At 40.1% G+C, this 21,466-nt stretch carries 26 protein-coding genes; 16 read left to right on the top strand and 10 right to left on the bottom strand.

The genetic code is table 11. The annotated features are described in order from the left end of the window. Positions 1-66: 66 nt before the first annotated feature. Positions 67-693: a LysE family transporter gene (locus AC2117_RS17985; protein ID WP_133975877.1), complete on the top strand. Its 627-nt coding sequence runs from the start codon at positions 67-69 to the stop codon at positions 691-693. A 1-nt stretch (position 694) separates the two neighbouring features. Here AC2117_RS17985 and znuB read toward each other — a convergent pair whose 3' ends face one another. From znuB to AC2117_RS17970, 3 genes are read right to left on the bottom strand one after another with little or no spacing between them, the layout of a single operon-like run. Further along, positions 695-1,504 (bottom strand): zinc ABC transporter permease subunit ZnuB, encoded by an 810-nt coding sequence (gene znuB / locus AC2117_RS17980; RefSeq protein ID WP_133975875.1) that lies wholly within the window; start codon positions 1,502-1,504, stop codon positions 695-697. 3 nt (positions 1,505-1,507) lie between these two features. Then, a complete protein-coding gene (znuC, locus tag AC2117_RS17975) occupies positions 1,508-2,296 on the bottom strand; it encodes a zinc ABC transporter ATP-binding protein ZnuC (protein ID WP_042898437.1) in 789 nt (262 codons plus the stop codon). Next, the gene (locus tag AC2117_RS17970) at positions 2,269-2,766 is read right to left on the bottom strand and encodes a transcriptional repressor (RefSeq protein ID WP_003655556.1); all 498 of its coding nucleotides are present in this window, start codon (positions 2,764-2,766) and stop codon (positions 2,269-2,271) included. Before AC2117_RS17970 ends, znuC begins: the two co-directional genes overlap by 28 nt. Positions 2,767-2,893: 127 nt before the next feature. Here AC2117_RS17970 and AC2117_RS17965 point away from each other — a divergent pair, with 127 nt between their 5' ends. From AC2117_RS17965 to AC2117_RS17915, 11 genes are all read left to right on the top strand, one after another. Further along, complete coding sequence (locus AC2117_RS17965; protein ID WP_197730949.1) at positions 2,894-3,733, top strand: metal ABC transporter solute-binding protein, Zn/Mn family; 840 nt, start codon at positions 2,894-2,896, stop codon at positions 3,731-3,733. A 170-nt stretch (positions 3,734-3,903) separates the two neighbouring features. Beyond that, complete coding sequence (locus AC2117_RS17960; protein ID WP_133975873.1) at positions 3,904-4,302, top strand: ATP synthase subunit I; 399 nt, start codon at positions 3,904-3,906, stop codon at positions 4,300-4,302. Positions 4,303-4,406: 104 nt separating this feature from the next. After that, positions 4,407-5,282 (top strand): F0F1 ATP synthase subunit A, encoded by an 876-nt coding sequence (gene atpB / locus AC2117_RS17955; RefSeq protein ID WP_133975871.1) that lies wholly within the window; start codon positions 4,407-4,409, stop codon positions 5,280-5,282. Between the two features lie 84 nt (positions 5,283-5,366). Further along, positions 5,367-5,612, top strand: a complete 246-nt coding sequence (gene atpE, locus AC2117_RS17950; RefSeq protein WP_000424060.1) for a F0F1 ATP synthase subunit C — start codon at positions 5,367-5,369, stop codon at positions 5,610-5,612. 38 nt (positions 5,613-5,650) lie between these two features. Then, complete coding sequence (locus AC2117_RS17945; RefSeq protein ID WP_133975869.1) at positions 5,651-6,121, top strand: F0F1 ATP synthase subunit B; 471 nt, start codon at positions 5,651-5,653, stop codon at positions 6,119-6,121. A 12-nt stretch (positions 6,122-6,133) separates the two neighbouring features. Then, a complete protein-coding gene (locus AC2117_RS17940; RefSeq protein ID WP_042898440.1) occupies positions 6,134-6,670 on the top strand; it encodes a F0F1 ATP synthase subunit delta in 537 nt (178 codons plus the stop codon). Positions 6,671-6,716: 46 nt separating this feature from the next. After that, the gene (atpA, locus tag AC2117_RS17935; RefSeq protein WP_004640548.1) at positions 6,717-8,261 is read left to right on the top strand and encodes a F0F1 ATP synthase subunit alpha; all 1,545 of its coding nucleotides are present in this window, start codon (positions 6,717-6,719) and stop codon (positions 8,259-8,261) included. Between the two features lie 77 nt (positions 8,262-8,338). Further along, on the top strand, positions 8,339-9,208 hold the full coding sequence (gene atpG, locus AC2117_RS17930) for a F0F1 ATP synthase subunit gamma (protein ID WP_133975867.1): 870 nt from the start codon (positions 8,339-8,341) through the stop codon (positions 9,206-9,208). A 30-nt stretch (positions 9,209-9,238) separates the two neighbouring features. Next, entirely contained in the window at positions 9,239-10,633 is a 1,395-nt protein-coding gene (gene atpD / locus AC2117_RS17925; protein ID WP_003655528.1) for a F0F1 ATP synthase subunit beta, read from the top strand. Positions 10,634-10,650: 17 nt separating this feature from the next. Then, the gene (locus tag AC2117_RS17920; RefSeq protein ID WP_002114076.1) at positions 10,651-11,070 is read left to right on the top strand and encodes a F0F1 ATP synthase subunit epsilon; all 420 of its coding nucleotides are present in this window, start codon (positions 10,651-10,653) and stop codon (positions 11,068-11,070) included. 155 nt (positions 11,071-11,225) lie between these two features. Further along, positions 11,226-11,708, top strand: a complete 483-nt coding sequence (locus tag AC2117_RS17915) for a DUF2846 domain-containing protein (protein WP_017391518.1) — start codon at positions 11,226-11,228, stop codon at positions 11,706-11,708. 49 nt (positions 11,709-11,757) lie between these two features. Here AC2117_RS17915 and AC2117_RS17910 read toward each other — a convergent pair whose 3' ends face one another. The 4 genes from AC2117_RS17910 to AC2117_RS17895 all read right to left on the bottom strand — a co-directional run bounded on the left by AC2117_RS17910 (position 11,758) and on the right by AC2117_RS17895 (position 15,162). After that, positions 11,758-12,354 carry a hypothetical protein gene (locus AC2117_RS17910; RefSeq protein WP_133975865.1) on the bottom strand — a complete coding sequence of 199 codons (597 nt, stop codon included), beginning with the start codon at positions 12,352-12,354 and terminating at the stop codon, positions 11,758-11,760. 144 nt (positions 12,355-12,498) lie between these two features. Further along, on the bottom strand, positions 12,499-13,044 hold the full coding sequence (locus AC2117_RS17905; protein WP_042898442.1) for a glutathione peroxidase: 546 nt from the start codon (positions 13,042-13,044) through the stop codon (positions 12,499-12,501). A gap of 120 nt (positions 13,045-13,164) precedes the next feature. Continuing rightward, positions 13,165-13,929 carry an AraC family transcriptional regulator gene (locus tag AC2117_RS17900; RefSeq protein ID WP_133975863.1) on the bottom strand — a complete coding sequence of 255 codons (765 nt, stop codon included), beginning with the start codon at positions 13,927-13,929 and terminating at the stop codon, positions 13,165-13,167. Positions 13,930-13,950: 21 nt separating this feature from the next. Then, positions 13,951-15,162, bottom strand: coding sequence for an MFS transporter (locus tag AC2117_RS17895; protein WP_133975861.1), 1,212 nt, complete (start codon positions 15,160-15,162; stop codon positions 13,951-13,953). A gap of 135 nt (positions 15,163-15,297) precedes the next feature. Between AC2117_RS17895 and AC2117_RS17890 the strand changes: the two genes are divergently transcribed. Next, on the top strand, positions 15,298-15,951 hold the full coding sequence (locus AC2117_RS17890; protein ID WP_133975858.1) for a TetR/AcrR family transcriptional regulator: 654 nt from the start codon (positions 15,298-15,300) through the stop codon (positions 15,949-15,951). 111 nt (positions 15,952-16,062) lie between these two features. Continuing rightward, positions 16,063-16,983, top strand: coding sequence for a DMT family transporter (locus tag AC2117_RS17885; RefSeq protein ID WP_133975855.1), 921 nt, complete (start codon positions 16,063-16,065; stop codon positions 16,981-16,983). A gap of 391 nt (positions 16,984-17,374) precedes the next feature. Here AC2117_RS17885 and AC2117_RS17880 read toward each other — a convergent pair whose 3' ends face one another. The 3 genes from AC2117_RS17880 to AC2117_RS17870 are packed head-to-tail and all read right to left on the bottom strand — an operon-like array spanning position 17,375 to position 20,301. Further along, the gene (locus AC2117_RS17880) at positions 17,375-17,944 is read right to left on the bottom strand and encodes an L-threonylcarbamoyladenylate synthase (protein ID WP_133975853.1); all 570 of its coding nucleotides are present in this window, start codon (positions 17,942-17,944) and stop codon (positions 17,375-17,377) included. Positions 17,945-17,995: 51 nt separating this feature from the next. Then, a complete protein-coding gene (gene dprA, locus AC2117_RS17875; RefSeq protein WP_133975851.1) occupies positions 17,996-19,126 on the bottom strand; it encodes a DNA-processing protein DprA in 1,131 nt (376 codons plus the stop codon). 20 nt (positions 19,127-19,146) lie between these two features. Continuing rightward, a complete protein-coding gene (locus AC2117_RS17870) occupies positions 19,147-20,301 on the bottom strand; it encodes a LysM peptidoglycan-binding domain-containing protein (protein ID WP_133975849.1) in 1,155 nt (384 codons plus the stop codon). 122 nt (positions 20,302-20,423) lie between these two features. Between AC2117_RS17870 and def the strand changes: the two genes are divergently transcribed. Both def and AC2117_RS17860 read left to right on the top strand, forming a co-directional pair. Continuing rightward, positions 20,424-20,954 carry a peptide deformylase gene (gene def / locus AC2117_RS17865; protein ID WP_004795267.1) on the top strand — a complete coding sequence of 177 codons (531 nt, stop codon included), beginning with the start codon at positions 20,424-20,426 and terminating at the stop codon, positions 20,952-20,954. Between the two features lie 43 nt (positions 20,955-20,997). Continuing rightward, positions 20,998-21,423 carry a DUF2946 family protein gene (locus AC2117_RS17860; protein ID WP_133975847.1) on the top strand — a complete coding sequence of 142 codons (426 nt, stop codon included), beginning with the start codon at positions 20,998-21,000 and terminating at the stop codon, positions 21,421-21,423. The last annotated feature ends 43 nt before the right edge of the window (positions 21,424-21,466 follow it).

The raw sequence follows: 21,466 nt of genomic DNA, 5'->3' as shown, positions 1-21,466 counted from the left end.
TTTGAATTCTCACCAAGATAGCTTTATAAAACGGTATAATTCCACTTTTATAGTCTATTTTTCGCTATGTCTCTGCAAGTTTGGTTCGCTTATATGTTGGCCTGTTGGGTAATCAGTATCTCACCGGGTGCGGGAGCAATTGCTTCAATGTCGAGTGGTCTAAACTATGGTTTTAGGCATGGCTATTGGAATGCAATCGGTTTGCAAATTGCTTTGCTACTTCAAATTATGATTGTAGCAGCGGGCGTAGGCGTTTTATTTGCAACGACACCTTTGGCTTTTCAGTTTGTTAAGTGGTTCGGTGTGATTTATTTGTTATATCTCGCTTATTTACAGTGGACAGCACCTGTAAAAGATATAGAAATTCAACAAGAAAAAAGAGATAAATCTGTATTCGCACTATTACTAAATGGTTTTGTGGTCAATATTAGTAATCCCAAAGCGATTGTATTTCTATTGGCTGTTTTGCCGCAGTTTTTAGATTTGAGTAAGCCTCAATGGATACAATACCTGATTATGGCTGTGACTATGATTAGTATTGATTTGGTTGTCATGGCTGGATATACAGGTCTAGCATCAAAGGTTTTAAGACTACTTCGCTCACCTAAACAGCAAAAATATTTGAATCGGGGTTTTGCTGTGATGTTTAGCTGTGCGGCTTTATTATTAAGTACGGTTCATCAGGCGTCCTAATTTAGGCCGCCTGTGTTTGATTTTTTAGCTTTTGAGTTATAAAAATAACGGCAAAAGTTAATGCCATGCATAAAACAATACTCAAGCCTGTAGAGATATTGAGTGCTGCGCTTGACCATAGGCCTACACTAACCCCAACTTGAGCCAAAACAAACGCCCAAATGACCATTTGCTTTGGTGAGTTTGCTAGTAAGCGGGCGCTTAAAGCAGGTATTACCAGTAATGCACCCATAAGCAAAGAACCTACAGCGCGCAAAGCTAAAACAGTAAATAAAGCCAATAAAAGCATGAAAATAAGACGTTGCCAGTTTGCATTCACCCCTTCACTAATTGCAATATCAGGATCAATTGCAAACTGTATTTGCGGCTGCCAAAAGCGGTAAAGAATCACGAGTGATATCGCAATAACTAAAGTGAAAACGGGTAAATCGGGCCAATCAATGCTGAGCAAATCACCAAATAAATAACTTAAAAGCTCTGGTCTTAAACTTGGAACATGTTGAATAAACAGTAAACCGCTACAGAGTAATGTCGCTGAACATAAGGCTAAGAGAGCATCATTAGGTAAGCGATTGTCATGTAGGGCCCATAAAATTGCGACCAGTAAAACCGCAGTGCCTGCAACACCAAGCCAAAGAGGAAGACTTAAGGCACCAGCAATGGCAACCCCGAGTAATGTACCGTGTGCCATGGTGTCAGCAAAAAAAGACATTCGTCTCCAAAGCATTAGACAACCAAGAGGTGCAGTCAAAAACACCAGCAAGGTTCCCATAATCCATGCGGGCAACAATAATTGTAACCATTCCATCATGGCTTAAGCTTCCGGTTCTGGGTGGATGTGAGGGCGGTCATTATGAGGGCAGGGGTGTGCAGCATCACCGTGAGCACAGTGATCATGATGATGTTGATAGAAAACCCGTTGAGTTCCAAAGATAGCCTGATATTCAGGATGTTGTTGAATATTCTCGGGTAGTCCACTACAGCAAATATGTTTATTTAAACATACTACACGGTGTGTTCCTTCCATCACCCATTGTAAGTCATGGGAAACAATTAAGATCGCACAGCCATATCGTTCAGGTAAACTACGGACATACTCATAAAGTTCAGCTTCTGACTGAATATCTAAGCCTTGCATCGGTTCATCAAGAACTAAAATGTCTGGTTGGCGAAGTAGTGCACGTGCTAGTAGTACCCGTTGGCGCTCTCCACCGGAAAGTTGCTGTACTTTTGATTGTTGTAACTTGGAAATACCGGTGTCTTGAATAATTTCCTGACGCAGGGCAGGGCTGCATTTTTCTAAATCAAGTAGATCTTGAACGCGCAAAGGTAAGCTATGTGAAGGATTGAACTTTTGTGGCACATAAGCCATTTTAAGTTTCTTATGATTGATAATACGACCGCTACTTGGCTGGAGAATCCCGAGTAGAACTTTAATCAGTGTTGATTTACCTGCACCATTCGGGCCAATCAAAGACACAATTTCATTTTGATGTAGAGAAAAATCAACTTTTTTTAAAATCTCCCGATCATCGCGATGAACAGAAACCTGCTCAAGCTGAATTAATACGGGATTTAAGGAGTTGTGCGGCACTGTTGGCATTTCCCCGAAATTTCAATAATGCTGTGTTGAGCTACGAACTCATCTGACGCTGCAAGTTGATCAAGCTGGTGAGTTAAACCTTGAGAAGAGGCTTCTTTAACCATGTGGCATTCGGTACAAATCAAGAATGCTGCTTGATGACCTTCACGAGGGTGGCAACAGGGAATATAGGCATTAATAGAAGTTAGGCGATGGATCAAACCTTTTTCTAATAAAAAATCTAAAGTTCGATATACAGTTGGAGGAGCAGCTGGGCGATCAGTTTGACTTTTTATGCGTGCAAGTAAGTCATATGCGCCCATTGGGCCCGAAGCATTTAAAATGAGTTCCAAAACTTCTTTGCGCAAAGGCGTAAGTCGTGCGCCAGTCGCAGAACATAAATTTTCTGCTTCAGCTAAACGGTTTGCGACATTATGGTGATCATGCACACCATGCAAAGAATCATGATGTTCATGCGAGCAGGAACTCATAGAAATAACCTCGAATTTTTAACGGAATATTAGCATGAAGCGATGCTTCATTCGATTAATCTTAGGTATTTTTGTAACTTTGTTATATTATAACATGCTTCGAGCTAATTTAAATTGATGGTCTGTCATGTTCCGTTTTTTTGTTTTCAGTATGTTCTCTCTTTTGAGTACGTTAGGGTGGAGTCAGGGGTTGGTGGTTTCTACACACCCGATTTATCTGATTGCAAAAGAAGTCACTCAGGGTGTTGAAGAACCTCAGCTTTTACTTAAAGGTCAGACAGGTCATGACGTACAGTTAACTCCAGCTCACCGTAAAGCAATTAATGATGCATCTTTAGTGATCTGGTTGGGTAAGGCTCATGAAGCACCTCTAAATAAATTGTTAGGTAATAATAAGAAAGCGATTGCCTTATTAGATAGTGGCATAGTTTCAATTTTACCCCTGCGTAGTACACGCGGTGTGGCTTTACCTAATACAGTAGACACTCATGTGTGGTTAGAACCAAACAACGCAGTTCGAATCGGTTTCTTTATTGCAGCTTTACGTTCTCAGCAGCATCCTGAAAATAAAGCTAAATATTGGAATAATGCCAATATCTTTGCCCGTAAAATGTTTCAGGCTGCGCAAGTTTATGACAGTACAAGTAATGGTAAGCCATATTGGTCATATCATGATGCCTATCAATATTTAGAACGCTCTTTAAATTTAAAGTTTGCAGGCGCTTTGACAGATGATCCTCATGTTGCACCCACAGCGGCTCAAATTAAGTATCTTAATGATAATCGACCAAAAAAACAGATGTGTTTATTGGCGGAAAGTTTTACCACTAAAAGTCAGTATCAAAAATTAGGTAACATTACTTTTCAAGCAGTAGACGAGAGCATGAATAATGACGATGATTTCGTCACTGCATGGAAGAAACTGGCTATAAAAACAGATAAATGTGTATTAAATACGCAAAAGTAAGATAAAAATTAAACAAAGGCTGACTGTAGCGTCAGCACCACCTGTCATGAAAAACCCCGACTAAAGTCGGGAAAAGATTGCATGTTCAGGGGTGTAACTCTATAATGCCTGCGATTAAAAGCGATCATCAGCTAAACTTGTCAAGCATCTATGCTGTGAGTGGATAAATAATGAGCCGAACTAGTCGCTTGATTGACCGACGATTAGCAAAAGCTTTGGTCTTCTTACAAGCATGTATGATCCCTGTTTCCGCCCTCGTGGCGTGGAGCATAAAAGACATGACAGCAGCATTAAGTGCGGCACTTGGTGCACTGGTTTGTTGGCTTGCTATGAGTTATTTCTCGTGGCAATCCTTCAGAGCAGCAGGTGCGAGAGCATCAAAACAAGTGCTGTCTAACATGTATAGGGGCATGTTAGGCAAATTTGCAATCATGATCGTTGGATTTATTTTGATTTTGAGCAATGTTAAACCTTTATCACCGTTAGCATTGTTGTTTGGTTTTATTCTCGTTCAGGCAATGTCGTGGGTCGCTCCGTTTTGGGTGTCACGTCAACAAAAACGGGTGTAAAAACAAGAAGAATTGAAGATTTTTTGGAGGGTGGCGAGATATCGACAGTACGCCGATGTTCGTAACCCTTCTTTTTAGTAATTGACATTGACCAGGTGTGATTTATGGCTGCTGAAGAACATGCCCTCACTTCGACAGAGTATATCAAGCATCACTTGACCAATATGACCTATGGCAAAATGCCAGACGGTACATGGAAATTGGCTGAGACTGCTGAAGAAGCTCATTCGATGGGGTTCACTGCAATTCACTTGGATTCAATGGGTTGGTCAATTGGCCTTGGTGTTATTTTCTGTTTGTTATTCTGGATTGTTGCGAAAACTGCAAATGCAGGTGTTCCAACTAAATTCCAGTCAGCAATCGAAATGATCATTGAGTTTGTTGACTCAAGTGTCCGTGACACCTTTCATGGCAAATCACGTTTAATTGCTCCACTTGCTCTCACTATTTTCGTGTGGATTTTCCTCATGAACTTAATGGACTTGATTCCAGTTGACTGGATTCCTCAAGTTGCAGCATTTGTAGGTGCAAACGTATTTGGTATGAATCCTCACCACGTTTACTTCAAGATTGTTCCATCTACAGATCCAAACATTACCTTAGGTATGTCTTTATCTGTATTTGTACTTATCTTGTTCTACAGCATCCGCGAAAAGGGTGTTAGTGGTTTCGTTGGCGAGTTGGCACTTAACCCATTTAACCCAAGTAATCCAGTTGCAAAAGCGTTGCTTATTCCAGTGAACTTGATTTTGGAATTGGTAACATTCCTTGCTCGTCCTATTTCATTAGCTCTCCGACTATTCGGTAATATGTATGCTGGTGAGCTGATCTTTATCCTAATTGCTTTATTGCCGTTTTGGATTCAATGGGCGTTATCTGTGCCTTGGGCGATCTTCCACATTCTTGTAATCACGTTGCAGGCATTCATCTTTATGATGCTTACCATCGTTTACTTGAGCATGGCAAGCGAAAAACATTAATGGTATTGCCTAACTATCAAACGATGGTTGGGCTGAATTTTTTTAATTTAATTTGGTAATAACCTAACCTCTGAGGAATTTTTCATGGAACTCACTTTAGGTCTAGTTGCAATTGCATCTGCTATCTTGATCGCTTTCGGTGCTTTAGGTACTGCGATTGGTTTTGGTCTTTTGGGTGGTCGCTTTCTAGAAGCTGTAGCTCGTCAACCAGAATTGGCTCCACAACTTCAAACTCGTATGTTTTTAATCGCGGGTCTTCTTGATGCTGTGCCTATGATCGGTGTTGGTATTGGCTTGTTCTTCATCTTCGCTAATCCATTTGTAGGTTAATCATCTTAATTCCTAAATCCACTATTTGAGGAATTGCAATGAATATCAACCTCACATTGATTGGTCAAGCGATTGCGTTTGCATGTTTTGTTGCATTCTGCATGAAGTTTGTTTGGCCACCACTAATCAATGCGATTAGTGAGCGTCAGCGTAAAATTGCTGATGGCTTAAATGCAGCAGAAAAAGCGAAAGCTGACCTTGCCGATGCACAATCGCAAGTAAAGCAAGAGCTTGATGTAGCTAAAGCACAAGCAGCTCAATTGATCGAACAAGCGAACCGTCGTGCAGCACAATTGATCGAAGAAGCGCGTACTCAGGCTGCGGCTGAAGGTGAGCGTATTCGTCAACAGGCTAAAGAAGCTGTTGACCAAGAAATCAATTCTGCTCGCGAAGAATTACGTCAACAAGTAGCTGCTTTGGCAGTAACTGGCGCAGAAAAAATCCTGAACCAGCAAGTTGACGCAGAAGCTCATAATGCCATGCTGTCTCAGCTGGCTGCTAAACTTTAAGAGAGGCGAATCATGGCTGAACTCTTGACGTTGGCACGTCCGTATGCCAAAGCAGCATTTGCTTATGCTTCTGAGCAAGGTGCAACAGACAATTGGTCGAATGCGTTACAAGTGCTCAGTGCTGCGGTGCAAGACGAAGCATTTTCCGCTTATTTAAATCGCCCTGAACTTACTCCTGTGGAGCAAGTAAAGCTTTTTGCTAAAGTTTTAGGTGAAGATCAATCTCAAGCAGTGTCTAACTTTTTGACACTTCTTGCAGATAATGATCGTTTAATGTTGTTACCTGAAATTGAAGCAGAATATGAACAGCTTAAATCACAGAATAACAACAATGTGGATGTCGTGATTGAATCGGCTTTCCCATTAACTGCTGACCAAGAACAGTTGTTAAAATCTGCTTTAGAAAAGCGTTTTAACAGTACTGTAACTGTTTCAGTTGAAGTTAAACCTGAGCTTATTGCAGGTGTTGTAATTCGTGCAGGCGATCAAGTGATAGATGATTCTGCGCTTAACAAGCTTGAAAAAATGCGTACTCGTCTTCTTGCATAATGCAAATGATGAAGACTGAACTAATAAAAGATTGAGGAATAGCGCAATGCAACAACTGAATCCATCCGAGATCAGTGCGCTCATTAAACAGCGTATCAGCGATCTGGACACCAGCGCGACCGCTAAAAACGAAGGTACCATTGTTATGGTATCCGACGGTATTGTGCGCATTCACGGTCTTGCTGATGCAATGTACGGTGAAATGATCGAATTTGACGGCGGCTTATTTGGTATGGCACTGAACCTAGAACAGGATTCAGTGGGTGCCGTTGTTTTAGGTAATTACTTAAGCCTTCAAGAAGGTCAAAAAGCTCGTTGTACAGGTCGTGTACTTGAAGTTCCAGTTGGTCCGGAACTTCTTGGCCGTGTTGTCGATGCTTTGGGTAACCCAATTGATGGTAAAGGCCCAATTGATGCAAAATTAACTGATGCTGTTGAAAAAGTAGCACCAGGCGTAATTTGGCGTCAATCTGTAGACGAACCTGTTCAAACTGGTTATAAATCAGTTGATACCATGATCCCTGTAGGTCGTGGTCAGCGTGAGTTGATTATTGGTGACCGTCAAACTGGTAAAACAGCGATGGCGATCGATGCGATTATCGCTCAGAAAAATTCTGGCATTAAGTGCGTATACGTTGCGATTGGTCAAAAACAATCAACAATTGCAAACGTTGTACGTAAGCTAGAAGAAACTGGCGCTATGGCGTATACAACTGTTGTCGCTGCTGCGGCTGCTGATCCTGCTGCAATGCAGTACTTAGCTCCGTACTCTGGCTGTACAATGGGTGAATACTTCCGTGACCGCGGTGAAGACGCTCTTATTATTTATGATGATTTGTCTAAGCAAGCAGTTGCTTACCGTCAAATTTCATTACTTTTACGTCGTCCACCAGGTCGTGAAGCGTATCCAGGTGACGTATTCTATCTTCACTCACGTCTTCTTGAACGTGCTTCTCGTGTATCTGCTGACTACGTTGAGAAATTCACTAATGGCGCAGTAACTGGTAAAACTGGTTCTTTAACTGCATTGCCAATTATTGAAACTCAAGCAGGTGACGTATCTGCATTCGTACCAACGAACGTAATTTCGATTACTGATGGTCAGATCTTCTTAGAAACATCATTATTCAACGCAGGTATTCGTCCTGCTGTGAACGCGGGTATCTCTGTATCTCGTGTTGGTGGTTCTGCTCAAACTAAGATCATCAAAAAATTGTCTGGTGGTATCCGTACTGCTTTAGCACAATACCGTGAATTGGCTGCGTTTGCTCAGTTCGCTTCTGACCTTGATGAAGCAACTCGTAAACAACTTGAACATGGTCAACGTGTAACTGAGTTAATGAAGCAAAAGCAATATGCTCCTTACTCAATTGCTGACCAAGCTGTTTCTGTTTATGCATCTAACGAAGGCTATATGTCTGACGTAGAAGTTAAGAAAATCGTAGACTTTGATGCTGCGTTAATCTCTTACTTCCGCTCAGAATATGCTCCGTTGATGAAACAAATCGATGAAACTGGTGATTACAACAAAGACATCGAAGCAGCAATCAAAGCAGGTATTGAAAGCTTTAAAGCGACTCAAACTTACTAAGTTTAGTTTTAGTTAAGTTTGGTTCACGGATCAACCTTCGGAAGCTCGAAAGAGCTTTCGAATACTAGGTTAAGCGTATGGCAAATTTAAAAGAAATTCGCGCCAAAGTAGCTAGTATCAAGAGCACGCAAAAGATTACTCGCGCGATGCAAATGGTAGCTGCTTCTAAAATGCGTCGTGCGCAAGAGCGCATGGCTCAGGGCCGTCCGTATGCCGATAATATGCGCCGTGTAATTGCTCACTTAGTCCAAGCAAACCCTGAATATAAACACCGTTATATGGTTGATCGCCCAGTTAAGCGTGTTGGCTATATCGTAGTGTCTTCAGATCGTGGTTTGGCAGGTGGCTTGAACATTAACTTGTTCAAGAAAGTTGTGCAGCATGTCAAAGCACAACAACAGCAGTCAATTGAAGTTGAATTTGCTTTAATTGGTCAAAAAGCGGTTTCGTTTTTTAAGAATTACGGCGGTAAAGTGCTTGGTGCAACTACCCAGCTTGGCGATGCGCCAAGTTTGGAACAGTTAACTGGCTCAGTACAAGTTATGCTTGATGCATTTGATAAAGGCGAACTAGATCGTATCTATCTCGTAACAAATGGCTTCATCAATGCAATGACTCAACAGCCTAAAGTAGAACAACTTGTTCCTTTAGCACCGGCAGAAGAAGGCGATGATCTCAACCGTACTTATGGTTGGGACTATATCTACGAACCAGAAGCAGAAGAATTGTTAAATGGTTTGTTGGTTCGCTATATCGAGTCTATGGTTTATCAAGGTGTGATTGAAAACGTTGCATGTGAGCAGTCAGCTCGTATGGTCGCAATGAAAGCAGCGACAGACAACGCAGGACAATTGATTAAAGACCTACAGCTCATTTACAACAAGTTGCGTCAAGCCGCGATTACTCAGGAAATTTCTGAGATCGTTGGCGGTGCCGCTGCCGTTTAACATTATTAAGTTTGAATTGAGGAGACAGCAATGAGTAGCGGTCGTATCATTCAGATCATCGGCGCGGTTATCGACGTCGAGTTTGAGCGCAATAGCGTTCCTAAGATCTATGACGCTCTCCAAGTTGACGGTACTGAAACTACATTAGAAGTTCAGCAACAGCTTGGCGATGGTGTTGTTCGTACCATCGCAATGGGTTCTACAGAAGGTCTTAAACGTGGCCTTAATGTAACTAGTACAAATGCACCGATTTCTGTTCCAGTAGGTCCAGCTACGCTTGGTCGTATCATGGACGTTTTGGGTCGCCCAATTGATGAAGCAGGTCCTGTTGCAACTGAAGAACGTTTGCCAATTCACCGTCAAGCGCCTTCTTATGCTGAACAAGCGGCTTCTACTGACCTTTTAGAAACTGGTATTAAAGTAATTGACTTACTTTGCCCGTTTGCAAAAGGTGGTAAAGTTGGTCTATTCGGTGGTGCTGGTGTTGGTAAAACCGTTAACATGATGGAGTTGATCAACAACATCGCGAAAGCTCACTCAGGTTTATCTGTGTTTGCTGGTGTTGGTGAGCGTACTCGTGAAGGTAACGACTTTTATCACGAGATGAAAGATTCTAACGTTCTTGACAAAGTAGCAATGGTCTACGGTCAGATGAACGAGCCACCAGGTAACCGTTTACGCGTAGCGTTAACTGGTTTGACTATGGCTGAATACTTCCGTGATCAAAAAGACGAAAATGGTAAAGGTCGTGACGTATTATTATTCGTCGACAACATCTACCGTTATACACTTGCAGGTACTGAAGTATCAGCACTGTTAGGTCGTATGCCATCTGCGGTAGGTTACCAGCCTACACTTGCAGAAGAAATGGGTGTTCTTCAAGAGCGTATTACGTCTACTAAATCTGGTTCGATCACATCGATCCAAGCAGTATACGTACCTGCCGATGACTTAACAGATCCATCGCCTGCAACTACATTTGCTCACTTAGATGCAACAGTAGTATTGAGCCGTGACATCGCATCTTCTGGTATCTATCCAGCGATCGATCCACTTGACTCAACTTCACGTCAGTTAGACCCATTAGTTGTTGGTCAAGAGCATTATGAAATTGCACGTTCTGTACAGAACATTTTGCAACGTTATAAAGAGCTTAAAGACATCATCGCAATCTTGGGTATGGATGAGTTAGCTGAAGAAGATAAATTGGTTGTTTACCGTGCGCGTAAAATCCAACGTTTCTTCTCTCAACCATTCCACGTAGCTGAAGTGTTTACTGGCGCTCCTGGTAAATTAGTATCGCTTAAAGAAACGATTCGTGGCTTTAAAGGTCTATTAGCTGGTGAATACGATCACATCCCAGAACAAGCGTTCTATATGGTTGGTGGTATTGACGAAGTGATTGCTAAAGCTGAGAAACTCTAATTTAAGGAGATCATCTCATGGCGACTATGCAATGTGATGTCGTAAGTGTTAAAGAGTCTATTTACTCTGGCGCAGTAACGATGTTAATCGCGAAAGGTGCTGGTGGTGAGCTTGGTATTTTGCCAGGACATGCACCACTCGTAACCTTGCTTCAACCGGGCCCGATTCGTGTTCAGTTGGAAAATGGTACAGAAGAAATCGTCTATGTATCTGGCGGTGTTTTAGAGGTTCAACCACATGTTGTAACGGTTCTTGCAGATACTGCAATCCGTGCTGACAATTTGGATGAAGCTGCAATTTTAGAAGCACGTAAAAATGCTGAACAATTGCTTGCAAACCAAAAGAGTGATTTGGACTCAGCTGCTGCTTTGGCTGCCTTGGCAGAAACAGCTGCACAGCTTGAAACTATTCGTAAAATCAAAAACCGCGCACTCTAAGTGTCGGTTTGAGATTAAAAAAAGCCACCGTAAGGTGGCTTTTTTATTATAAATTTCAGACATAAAATAATTTAATATTTGTGTTTAAAATAATATATTTTTAATGTAAATTTGCGTCTCAAAATTTAAATCATCATAAATAAGAGATACTTAAAATGAACATCAAATATTGGTTACCTATTCTTGTTTCTACTGCTTTTGTTGGTTGTGCATCAGTGCCGCAGGCCAATCCACAATTAGCTCAGCAAGCAAAACAATTAACAGCGCCAACTAATGGAAATGCGGTAATTTATGTATATCGCTCTAATAATGTAGTCGGAAGTGCTTTGAAAAAAGATGTCTGGGTTGATGGGGAGTGTTTAGGGGAAACAGCACGAGGTATATTCTTTTATAAAGAAGTGTCTGGTAATCAGGAGCATACCATTTCAACTGAATCAGAATTTTCTCCAAATCATTTGAAGTTTAAAACTGAGGCAGGAAAAAATTATTTTGTACAGCAATATATTAAACCTGGCGTTTTTGTCGGTGGTGCTAACTTAAAATTAGTAGATGATACACAAGGTCAAAAAGCAATTAGTGAATACCATTTAGCTGAAACAGGTAAATGTAGCAAAACTACTATAGTGCTTGCTAAATAAAAGCTAAAAAGCCACCGTAAGGTAGCTTTTTTATGATGTGGATTTTAGATTAAGAATCAGTTTTTGAATCTGGTTTCTCATCTCCAGCCATAATCATAGCTGCGAGTTTAACCATATCCATTTGAATGGTATTCAGCTGTTTTTCAATTTGGTCAAAATTGATTTGATCTAATTTCCCATTTAGTAACGGCATGCTAAGAGCTTGTTGATTGGCATGTAATAAACTTTGGCGAATATTCTCAATTTCCTGACTTTTGATATCCAAGGTGAGAAGAGCTTGATTTAAACCTTGTAACTGCTGTTTTAACATTGAAACAGTTGTTTTTAATTCATTTTGATTTTTATCTTGAATCGCTTGTTCAACGTCAAGTTGAGTGTCTTTCAGTTGCTCGACATAATCTCCAGCTTTAAGCTGTAAATTAGCAGCATCTCGAACCATATAAAAAATATTACCGCTTTTAAGTTCGGTTTTGCTCGGAGCAATATCTGGTTCTTGTCGTTCAATAGCTTGATCAGAGGTCTGTTCGGTTATTTCAGTATTTTCTTGTTCAGTAGCATGGTCTTGTGCCTGATCGCACCCGAGTAAAAGCATGCCTGAGGCAAAAATTACAAAAGGAAGAAATGCACCCTGTAAAACTTTTTTCATAACTACAAACAACATCAAATAAAGCAAAAAGGTACTATAGGCATAAAATATGGAGAAAGATTGTATTTTTGCAAACAAACAACATTTTGACGAGATAATAAAAAAGAGCGTAGAAAACGCTCTTTTTCAGATTTTTTTTAAACTTTATTTTGCTAATTCTGCTTCAACTGCTTTAACGATTTGTTCATCATCCGCAGTTAGGTTTGGAGCAAAACGAGCAACTACTTCACCATTTTTATTAATTAAGAATTTTTCAAAGTTCCATAAAACTTCTGGCGCTGGATTAGTTGGAATACCTAAACCTTCTAGACGTTCACGGAAAGGACCTTCACCAATGCGTTCCGGTTGAGCTGCTGTTAGAGTCTCATAAAGTGGATGTTTATCTTCACCTGCAACAGATACTTTAGAAAATAAAGGGAAATGAACATCATAATTTAACGAACAGAATTGCTGAATTTCTTCGTCTGAACCTGGTTCTTGTTCTTTAAAGTTATTTGCAGGAAAGCCTAAAATTTCAAGACCTTGATCTTTTTTAGCTTGATAAAGCTTTTCTAAACCTTCGTATTGTGGAGTCAAACCACATTTAGAAGCTGTGTTGACGATAAGTACAACTTTACCTTTGTATTGTTCGAGGTCAACCGTTTCGCCTGAAATGGCTTTTACTGGAATGTGGTATACAGATTGTGTCATGAGTCTTTCCTAAAGTTTGTAGTTGATATCAAGTAACGCATTTGTTTTAACTGCTATTGAGGGGTAGTGCAATAATATTCGTGTTCAAAAAAGAAAAAGATTTTAAAAATAGAATGAAGTTTAGTTATTCCTGATTTGGATTGGAGTTTGACCTGTATAGCGTTTAAAAAATTCAATAAAACTTGAACTGTGTTGATAACCTAAATCATAAGAGAGGCGTTTAATGGATGTTCCTTGCCGAATTTGATGAAGCGCATAAATAATTTTGGCTCGATTTCTCCATTCAGACAAAGAAAGCTGGAGTTCTTGTTGGCTTAGGCGTAATAGATGACGGTCGCTGACTGAGAAATTTTGAAGTAATTGCTGTAAAGAGTGATCAAAAAGTGATGAATCTGAAAGCTTTTCTAAAATAGGTAATAAAACTGGATGACGTGTTTGAGGTAAATAGTGCGAATAAGCGGGAGCTTGTTGTAATTGGTCAAATAAGACCTGTAAAAGATGTTCTAAATATTCAGGTTTTTTCGACTGCTTTTGTTGTTCCAAGATTTGTAGTACTAAGGTGCGAAAAAAGGGCTGAATACTAAAGCATCGGCACTTATCTCCTAAAATAGAGCAAAGGCGGGGATGCAAACGAATACAAATATAGTGAATTTCATGGTCGATATCAGTTGATTGGTGAACGGTCTGTGGAGGAATCCAAAGGCCATAGCTAGGAGGGGATAAATATAATTGCTCCTCCACCTGCATTTCTAAAATACCATTTAGACTGAAATTAAAATCTCCCCAAAGAGAGGCATGAGGACGAACAATATCTTCTTTTTGATATAGAAATTCATGAACTTCAATACTGTTCAATAAAGAAAATTGCTGGTCCTCATTATTCATCTATATGCTCTGGCTCATATTTTAATTTTCACAAGTAGCTTTAGGATTATTTAAACCTTTTGCTAAAGTAAATGTACTAAGTAATGCTAAGGCAACAAAGCTTAATACACCATAAATTAAAGTATTTTCATTGAAATGGTCAACCACATATCCACCTAATAATGAACCTGTCGCAATCATGACCTGAAACATACCTACAAACAGTGGCATACCTTTTTCAACTGCATTGGGCGCATGTACAAACATCCAGATATTTGCTGAGGTAGGGAAGGCACCAAATGCGAACCCCCATAAAGCCGTTAAGACAATAGCACCAAATTCATGAATGGCAAAAAGTGGGAATCCAAAAAATACAATTGCAAAGCAAGCACTAACAAAAGCAAGTGTATATCGGACATTTAAATTACCGCTATAGCCAGCAAATGCATTTCCGAAAATACCTGCAATTCCATAGAGCAATAATAGTGAACTAATGGTTGTACCATTAAAGCCTGCAATATTTTTGAAGAAAGGGGCTAAATAGCTATATGCACAAAAATGAGCGAGACCGATAAGTAGAACAATAAGCATACCGCTACGTGCTTTAGGCGTGCGTAATAATGCTGGTAAGTCCCTCATATGGATTGGCGAGTCTGGAACCAGTTTAGGTAAAAAGATTAATTGTAAGATTAAAACAATTAAGCCAATTCCTGCCGTAATTCCAAAAGCGCTGCGCCAGCCATAAAATTCACTTAACCATGTTCCAATGGGAACACCCAAAACTGTCGCAAAAGTTACACCTGCCATTACAACAGCAGTTGCTTTGGCAATAGGGAGATGAGGGGGAGCTAATTTTCCACTTAAAGCGATTGCCGTGGCCCAGAACCCACCAATTGAGATTCCTAAAATTAAGCGACTGAGTAATAGAATATGAAAGTTTTCAGCAAAAGCAGTAATGGTATTGGCAATCACCATAATTGCCGTCAGTAAAATGAGAACATAGCGTCGATCAATTTGTTTCACAGAAACAGGCAATAGAGGGGCAGCAATTGCTGCCATAATACCGGGTACAGTAATAATAAGACCTGCTGTACCTACAGAAATATTTAAATCTGTTGCAACACTATTTAAAACACCAACAGGTAAAAATTCACTTGTTACTAATGCAAATGCTGTAATAGCAACGGCCAAAATGGCAAACCAACTTCCTTGAGGGGAGGTCGTGGGTCGCGCTTTAGAGACGGGTTGGTCCATAAGAGATCCTTACTTGGCTAAATTTGGAGTGAAGAAAGGCAATTTATTAATTAACTAACGATCATTATGAAAATAAAATAGTTGATAAAAAATCGAACGTCAATTAATTTAATAACGATTGTTATAAAAATAGATGTGATCTTTATGACAAATAAGCATGAAACGAATTTGGTTGCTACTGAGGACACGCTGAAAAAAAAGCGTGGACGTCCTAAATGCTTTGATGAGCAACAGGTTTTGCAAAAAGCAATGTTGCTCTTTTGGGAGCATGGCTATGAAGCAACATCGATCAGTGATTTAACACAGGCTTTGGAAATTACAGCACCAAGCTTATACAGTGCGTTTGGAGATAAAGCGGGGCTGTTCTATCAAAGTATTGATTACTATTTAGCTCATGAAGCATGCCCTATTGAAACCATCTTTTTAGAAGCAAAAACAGCAAAAATCGCTTTTGAACTTTATCTATACGATAACGTCAAACGACTTGTTCAGCCAAATAAGCCTGCTGGTTGTATGCTCGTTGTTGCTGCTATGAATTGTTCTGATGCTACTCAGGATGTGCAACAGAACCTTCTCTATAAACGAATAAAGACCAAAGACAAATTATTCAAACGCCTTCAACAAGGCGTAGAGCAGGGTGATTTGTCTCCAAATGCGCCGTTACAGGAAATGACAGACTTTTATGCAACAGTCATCCAAGGGTTAACGATTCAGGCAAGAGATGGGGCGAGTAATGAGCAATTACACAAAGTTGTGGAACATGCCATGAAAACTTGGACATTATTTTAGATTCTAGAAAAGGATGATGTCCTAACTTCAATATCAATGTCGGAAATACGATATTTCAATTTATTAAGACATTCTTCAAAATAAAATCTCTTTTGTAGATGGTGTATTACTATGAGTCAGGTCATGAAATATCACAAATGGGCATTTATATTTCCCATTTTGGCAGTACTGATTTGGTCTTTAAATATTGTAGTCACCCGCTATGTCTCAGATTATATCTCTCCGGTAAGTATCAGTTTTTACCGATGGTTAATCGCATTTATTATTTTAACCCCATTTATGTTGTTACCCGTTTGGAAACAGCGACATCTAATAAAACCATATCTGCCTAAGCTTGCAATTTTGAGTGCATTTGGAATGGTGCTTTATCAAGGACTTGCTTATACGGCTGCCCATTATACGAGCGCCACAAATATGGGAATTGTAAATGCATTTATCCCGATCTTTACGATCTTTGTCTCTCTTGGCATTTTGAAAGATGTGCCTAATCGCTTTGCAGTTTTTGGCAGTATTTTGTCTTTTGCAGGTTTGCTCTATGTCATGTCCCAAGGAGATATTGGCCACTTATTAAGTTCTGGTGGACATCTTGGTGATGCATTAATGATTATTGCTGTGTTCTTTTATGCATTTTATGGGGTTTTTCTTAAAAAATGGCAGTTGCCACTTCCAATCATGACGAGCTTATATGTTCAGATTGGTTTTTCTGTAATATTCCACCTTCCTTTGATTTTCTGGTTCGGACTGGATGCTTTAAATGCACAAAATGCTCCGAGTGCTATTTATGCAGGAGTATTTGCTTCACTCATTGCGCCTTTAGTTTGGATGTTGGCTGTTCAGCAATTAGGCCCGAATAGGACCAGTATTTTTATGAATTTAGTTCCCGTGTTTACAGCAATTATTGCAAGTGTTTGGTTGTCTGAGCAGTGGACCATTTATCACACACTAGGTGGTGTAATAATTTTAATAGGTATTGTTATGGCTCAAAAGAAGGCCAGTGCTAAAAAGAGTGAACTCATACAAGAGCAAAACTAAAGTCAGTGAAAAAACTATGGCATATTTTGAAAAAAATTGATCAAAATATGCCATTTTTCTATCAGTTAAAGCTTTTCTATATGATTTATAAATAGTTTATAAAAACAGATTGAAATATAAATATTAAAAAATTCGAGTAAAAATATTAATATAATTTTAATTTATAAACGAAAAGCCGTAAATTCCCTACACTTTTCATGCTTTTTTTAGAGAAATTATATATTTCTCTCATTTGATCGCTTACCCCATAATAGCGACCACTACGAAAGATGCTCTTTTTAGCAGATTATCTTTCGTTGCAGAGATATCCAAACCCTCTGGATGCGGTATATACCCATCCTTTTTTATGCTCAGTTATCCCTATATAACTGAGCTTTTTTTTTGTCTGAAATTAGGCGCGGATAATCTCTCCAGTAAGCGCATTAATAATTCTACTTGGCTGCTGACTTTGGCCTAAGTCACCATTGAGATAGTTTAATTGTGAACCAAAGTATTGGCAGGCATCTTGTAGTGAATGAGCAGGTTCTTGCCCACTTGGGTTGGCACTAGTCGAGACAATAAAACCATGAAAAGCATTGCATAACGCCACACACAAAGGATGTGTGGTGACTCGAACAGCCACAAGAGGATGTTCACCTTTAATCCATGAAGGAACATTTTCGCCAGTAGGCAAGAGCCAAGTTGTGGCTCTTTCTGACGGTTGGTGATTCGTCCAACAATCAATAATTTCTTGTTGGGTTGTTTTTGGTAAAGAGGTTAATAGGTGCTCAACTTGGCTAATATGACCTGCTAGCAAAATCACACCTTTTTCAATCGGCCTCTGTTTAAGTTCGAGAATTTTTTGAAAGGCTTGTTCATTAAAAGGGTCGCAACCTAGCCCCCAAACGGCCTCAGTTGGATACGCTAGGACTTCACCTTGACGTAAACTTTCGGCTGCTTCGGTAACTGAGGTGGTAATCATGGTAATACTCTTCCTTTCAATCAGACAGAATTGCTATTGTGCGCTCCACTATTAAGAACGACAACGTAAATACAGTCCAGATTGTTGCATACATAAACCCAGTAGTTCTAGTTCCATGAGTGAAGAGGTGAGTTCTGCAACAGGCTGTGAATGGTGCAAAACAAGCTGGTCAATATTTTGGCCGACCCAGTCTAAAGATTGATAAAGATTAATTAAATGTTTCGGAATTTCTGGTGCAGAAGAAACAACTAGCTCACTTTGGTTTTGCTGTTGGCTTTGCCATTGGGTAGGAAGGGCTAAATCTTCAATAATCTGTTCAGGATGATCGACTAAAATAGCCCCCTCGCGAATGAGCTGATGGCACCCTTGATGAAACTCACTATAAATATGACCGGGAATAGCAAATACCGTTTTACCTTGCTCGGCAGCTTTGTTGGCAGTAATCAGTGAGCCACTTTTTAAAGTCGCTTCTACCACTAACACGCCTAAACTTAGACCACTGACAATTCGGTTTCTACGAGGGAAATGCTGTTGTAAAGGCGGCGTACCGGGCAAAAACTCAGTAATGATGGCGCCGTTTTGATCCAAGATCTGCTCTGCAAGTTTTTTATTTTGAGCAGGGTAGGTACTATCTAAACCTGTTCCTGTTATAGCAATAGTCCTTTGATGAGCTGAGGCTCCTTGATGGGCAGCCTCATCAATGCCATATGCCAAACCACTACTTACATAAAATCCTTTTTCACTTAAGTAATACGCAAAATCATAAGCAACTTGACGGCCATGAGGACTTGGTTTTCGACTACCCACAATAGCAATTTGTGGTTGCAACAAAGCTTGAGCTTGGCCTTTCCCAAAAATGATGGGCGGATGGTCTGTGTAAGGTAGCAATTGCGTAGGATAGCCAGAGTCATCTGAGGTTAAGATAAAGTCAGTATATTGATGGATCTGCTGAACCAGTTTTTCAAACTGAGCTTGACCCTGAGCAGTTTGAAATTCGTCTACACGTTTTAAATGGTTGGCATGTAACCCGAGATTGCGCCATTGGGCGAGTCCGGTAGGTTGAGTGGCCTTTTCACAAGTACCAAAATAATCGACAATTTTTTTAAAACTGACCAAAGAGTGCTGCACCAAATACCACACTTTAAGGGTGTGGTAATGGTGTGAAGAAAATTGAGTAAGCATTGTAAAGTGTATATCCAGCGTTAATCGTTAAGACGAGGTGGCTGAATGCTTGAACCTACTTTAATAGGTAAGTCACTTTCTAAGATATAAGCATAGCTAAGCTGGTCAAATGTTCTAAATACCATAAGGCTACCGATTTGTTGTCCAGGTAACTGTATTGGTTCTTTGGTTTTAGGGTCTCGAATGGTTTCACCTTTTTGGGTAATATCAAAAACTTGTCCCACCTGAACGCCTTGAGCTGTACCTCGGTCTAAAGTCACTACACTATTTTTGGTAGCGGTACCAATTGAGCCCATGACACGAATGATCTTACCGCCCTCTGTAACTTGTTTGGCATCCACTGGATAAAACAGGGTAGGTAATGTTGCATCTTCTTCTGGCATAATCCGATCGCCACGGCGTACTTCAGAATTGTAGCTATCAGTTAACTCAAGCGTTGTTATATCCTTTTCAGAAGAGATAGCAATCCCAGAGGCAACTTGTTGCAGTTCAATACCTAGGCTGTGCTTTTTACCTTTACTGTCTGTGAAATAGTAAGGTTCGCCTTCACGGTAAACTGCATAACGTTGACCATCAATTAAACCTTGTCCTCGCGCATAAATGGTTTGGCCTTTTGCCGCAAGTACGCGCTGATCGGCAGTTCCCACTACATAAGGGGTATGTTCAATTGCATCAGTTGGTAAAATTGTGCTGTGTTCTAACCACTGTTTGATATGTTCAAGCGGAATAACAGGCACGTTGTCGTTGAGCGACTCCACACGAACTTGAGGTTGTAAGTTTGTCACTTTACCTGTGTAGCGACGAATAATGCCGACACAACCATCGCCCTCATCTTTTCCTATCAATGGTCGACCAGCTAAACTGCATAACAATAATCGATCACCCGGATAAATCCAGTGTGGATTTTTGACATGCTGGTTACTTGCCCAGATTTCTGGCCAACGCCAAGGTTTACTTAAGAAATGAGCTGAAATATCCCATAAGGTATCTCCTCGTTTTACAACGTAAACATGTGGCGCATTGCTTTTAAGAGAGGGTGGATTATGGTTCGGACTAGCAGCATGAACCTCTGCTACTGTACCTATTGCAACCCCTGTAACAAGTGCGAAAGCAAGTAAATGCTTTTTTATCCCCAAAGCATGAAATTCAACCATGCCGTTAAAAACCTTTTTCATTATGATAATTCCTAAAAATTATGTGTGCAGATGCGTTATAATGAGCGGCTTACACACAATTTTTCGATGAAGTATTTCCTTCATTTGGTTTTTCAATCAATGGCATAAGTGAGGACGTCAGTATGGCCTTATTACCTATTTTAAGTTTTCCTGATCCCCGTCTTCGTACCATTGCTAAGCCTGTTGAAGAAGTTACTGATGAAATTCGTCAACTTGCAGCAGATATGCTTGAAACCATGTATGCCGCACCAGGTATTGGTTTAGCAGCTTCACAGGTAGATCGTCATATTCAGTTAATCGTTATAGATTTATCTGAAGCTAAAGATGAACCTTTGGTTTTTATTAACCCCAAAATTACTCCGCTGACAGAAGATAAGCAGCAGTACGAAGAAGGCTGCCTATCGGTGCCACAAATATACGACAAAGTTGAGCGCCCGTCACGTGTGAAAATTGAGGCAATTAACCTTGAAGGTCAAGCATTTGAGATAGAAGCTGATGGACTTCTCGCTGTTTGTATCCAACATGAAATGGATCACTTAAATGGCAAATTATTTGTGGATTATTTGTCGCCACTTAAACGTCAGCGTGCGCGAGAAAAAGTCGAAAAAGTTGTTCGTCAACGTGAGCGTGAAAAAGTTGCAGTAAAACGTTAAAAATTTCTATTCTTCAAATATTAATATAGTGTGGATGTGATTTTTGGTTTTTCGTAGTGGTTTACTGCTTGCATGTGCAGCGGTATTTTTACAGGTTGCGGTATTTCTACAGCCGCTATTACCGAAGCAATATCAAATTGCTCCGGTCTGTGAAACTATTACCCGTGCTTTGCTGAAACCCAAAGCACAGACGGAAGCCATGTCACATACCATGCATTCGCATCATGAACATCATATCGACCAGTCTCAAGTACCTGAACACCATGACCATCATGATGCAAACCATCAATGTCAATATTGTACCGTCTATGCCAATCTGGTTTTACCGCCTGAATTCGGCGTAAAAGAAGTTTTAGTTCGCATACAAGTTCGCTTAGTCGCCTATCAACAAGCATTCAAACATGTTTATTTTGCGCTACAGCGACTTTTCCTACTCCCGCAAGGGCGTGCACCGCCTCTATTTGCATAAATAAAAGCAATTTTTTGTTGGGGTCTTGATTGACTTCAATATC

The organism is Acinetobacter calcoaceticus (assembly GCF_900520355.1).
In the GTDB taxonomy this organism is placed as follows: domain Bacteria; phylum Pseudomonadota; class Gammaproteobacteria; order Pseudomonadales; family Moraxellaceae; genus Acinetobacter; species Acinetobacter calcoaceticus_C.
This window is presented reverse-complemented; position numbering and strand designations above follow the sequence as displayed.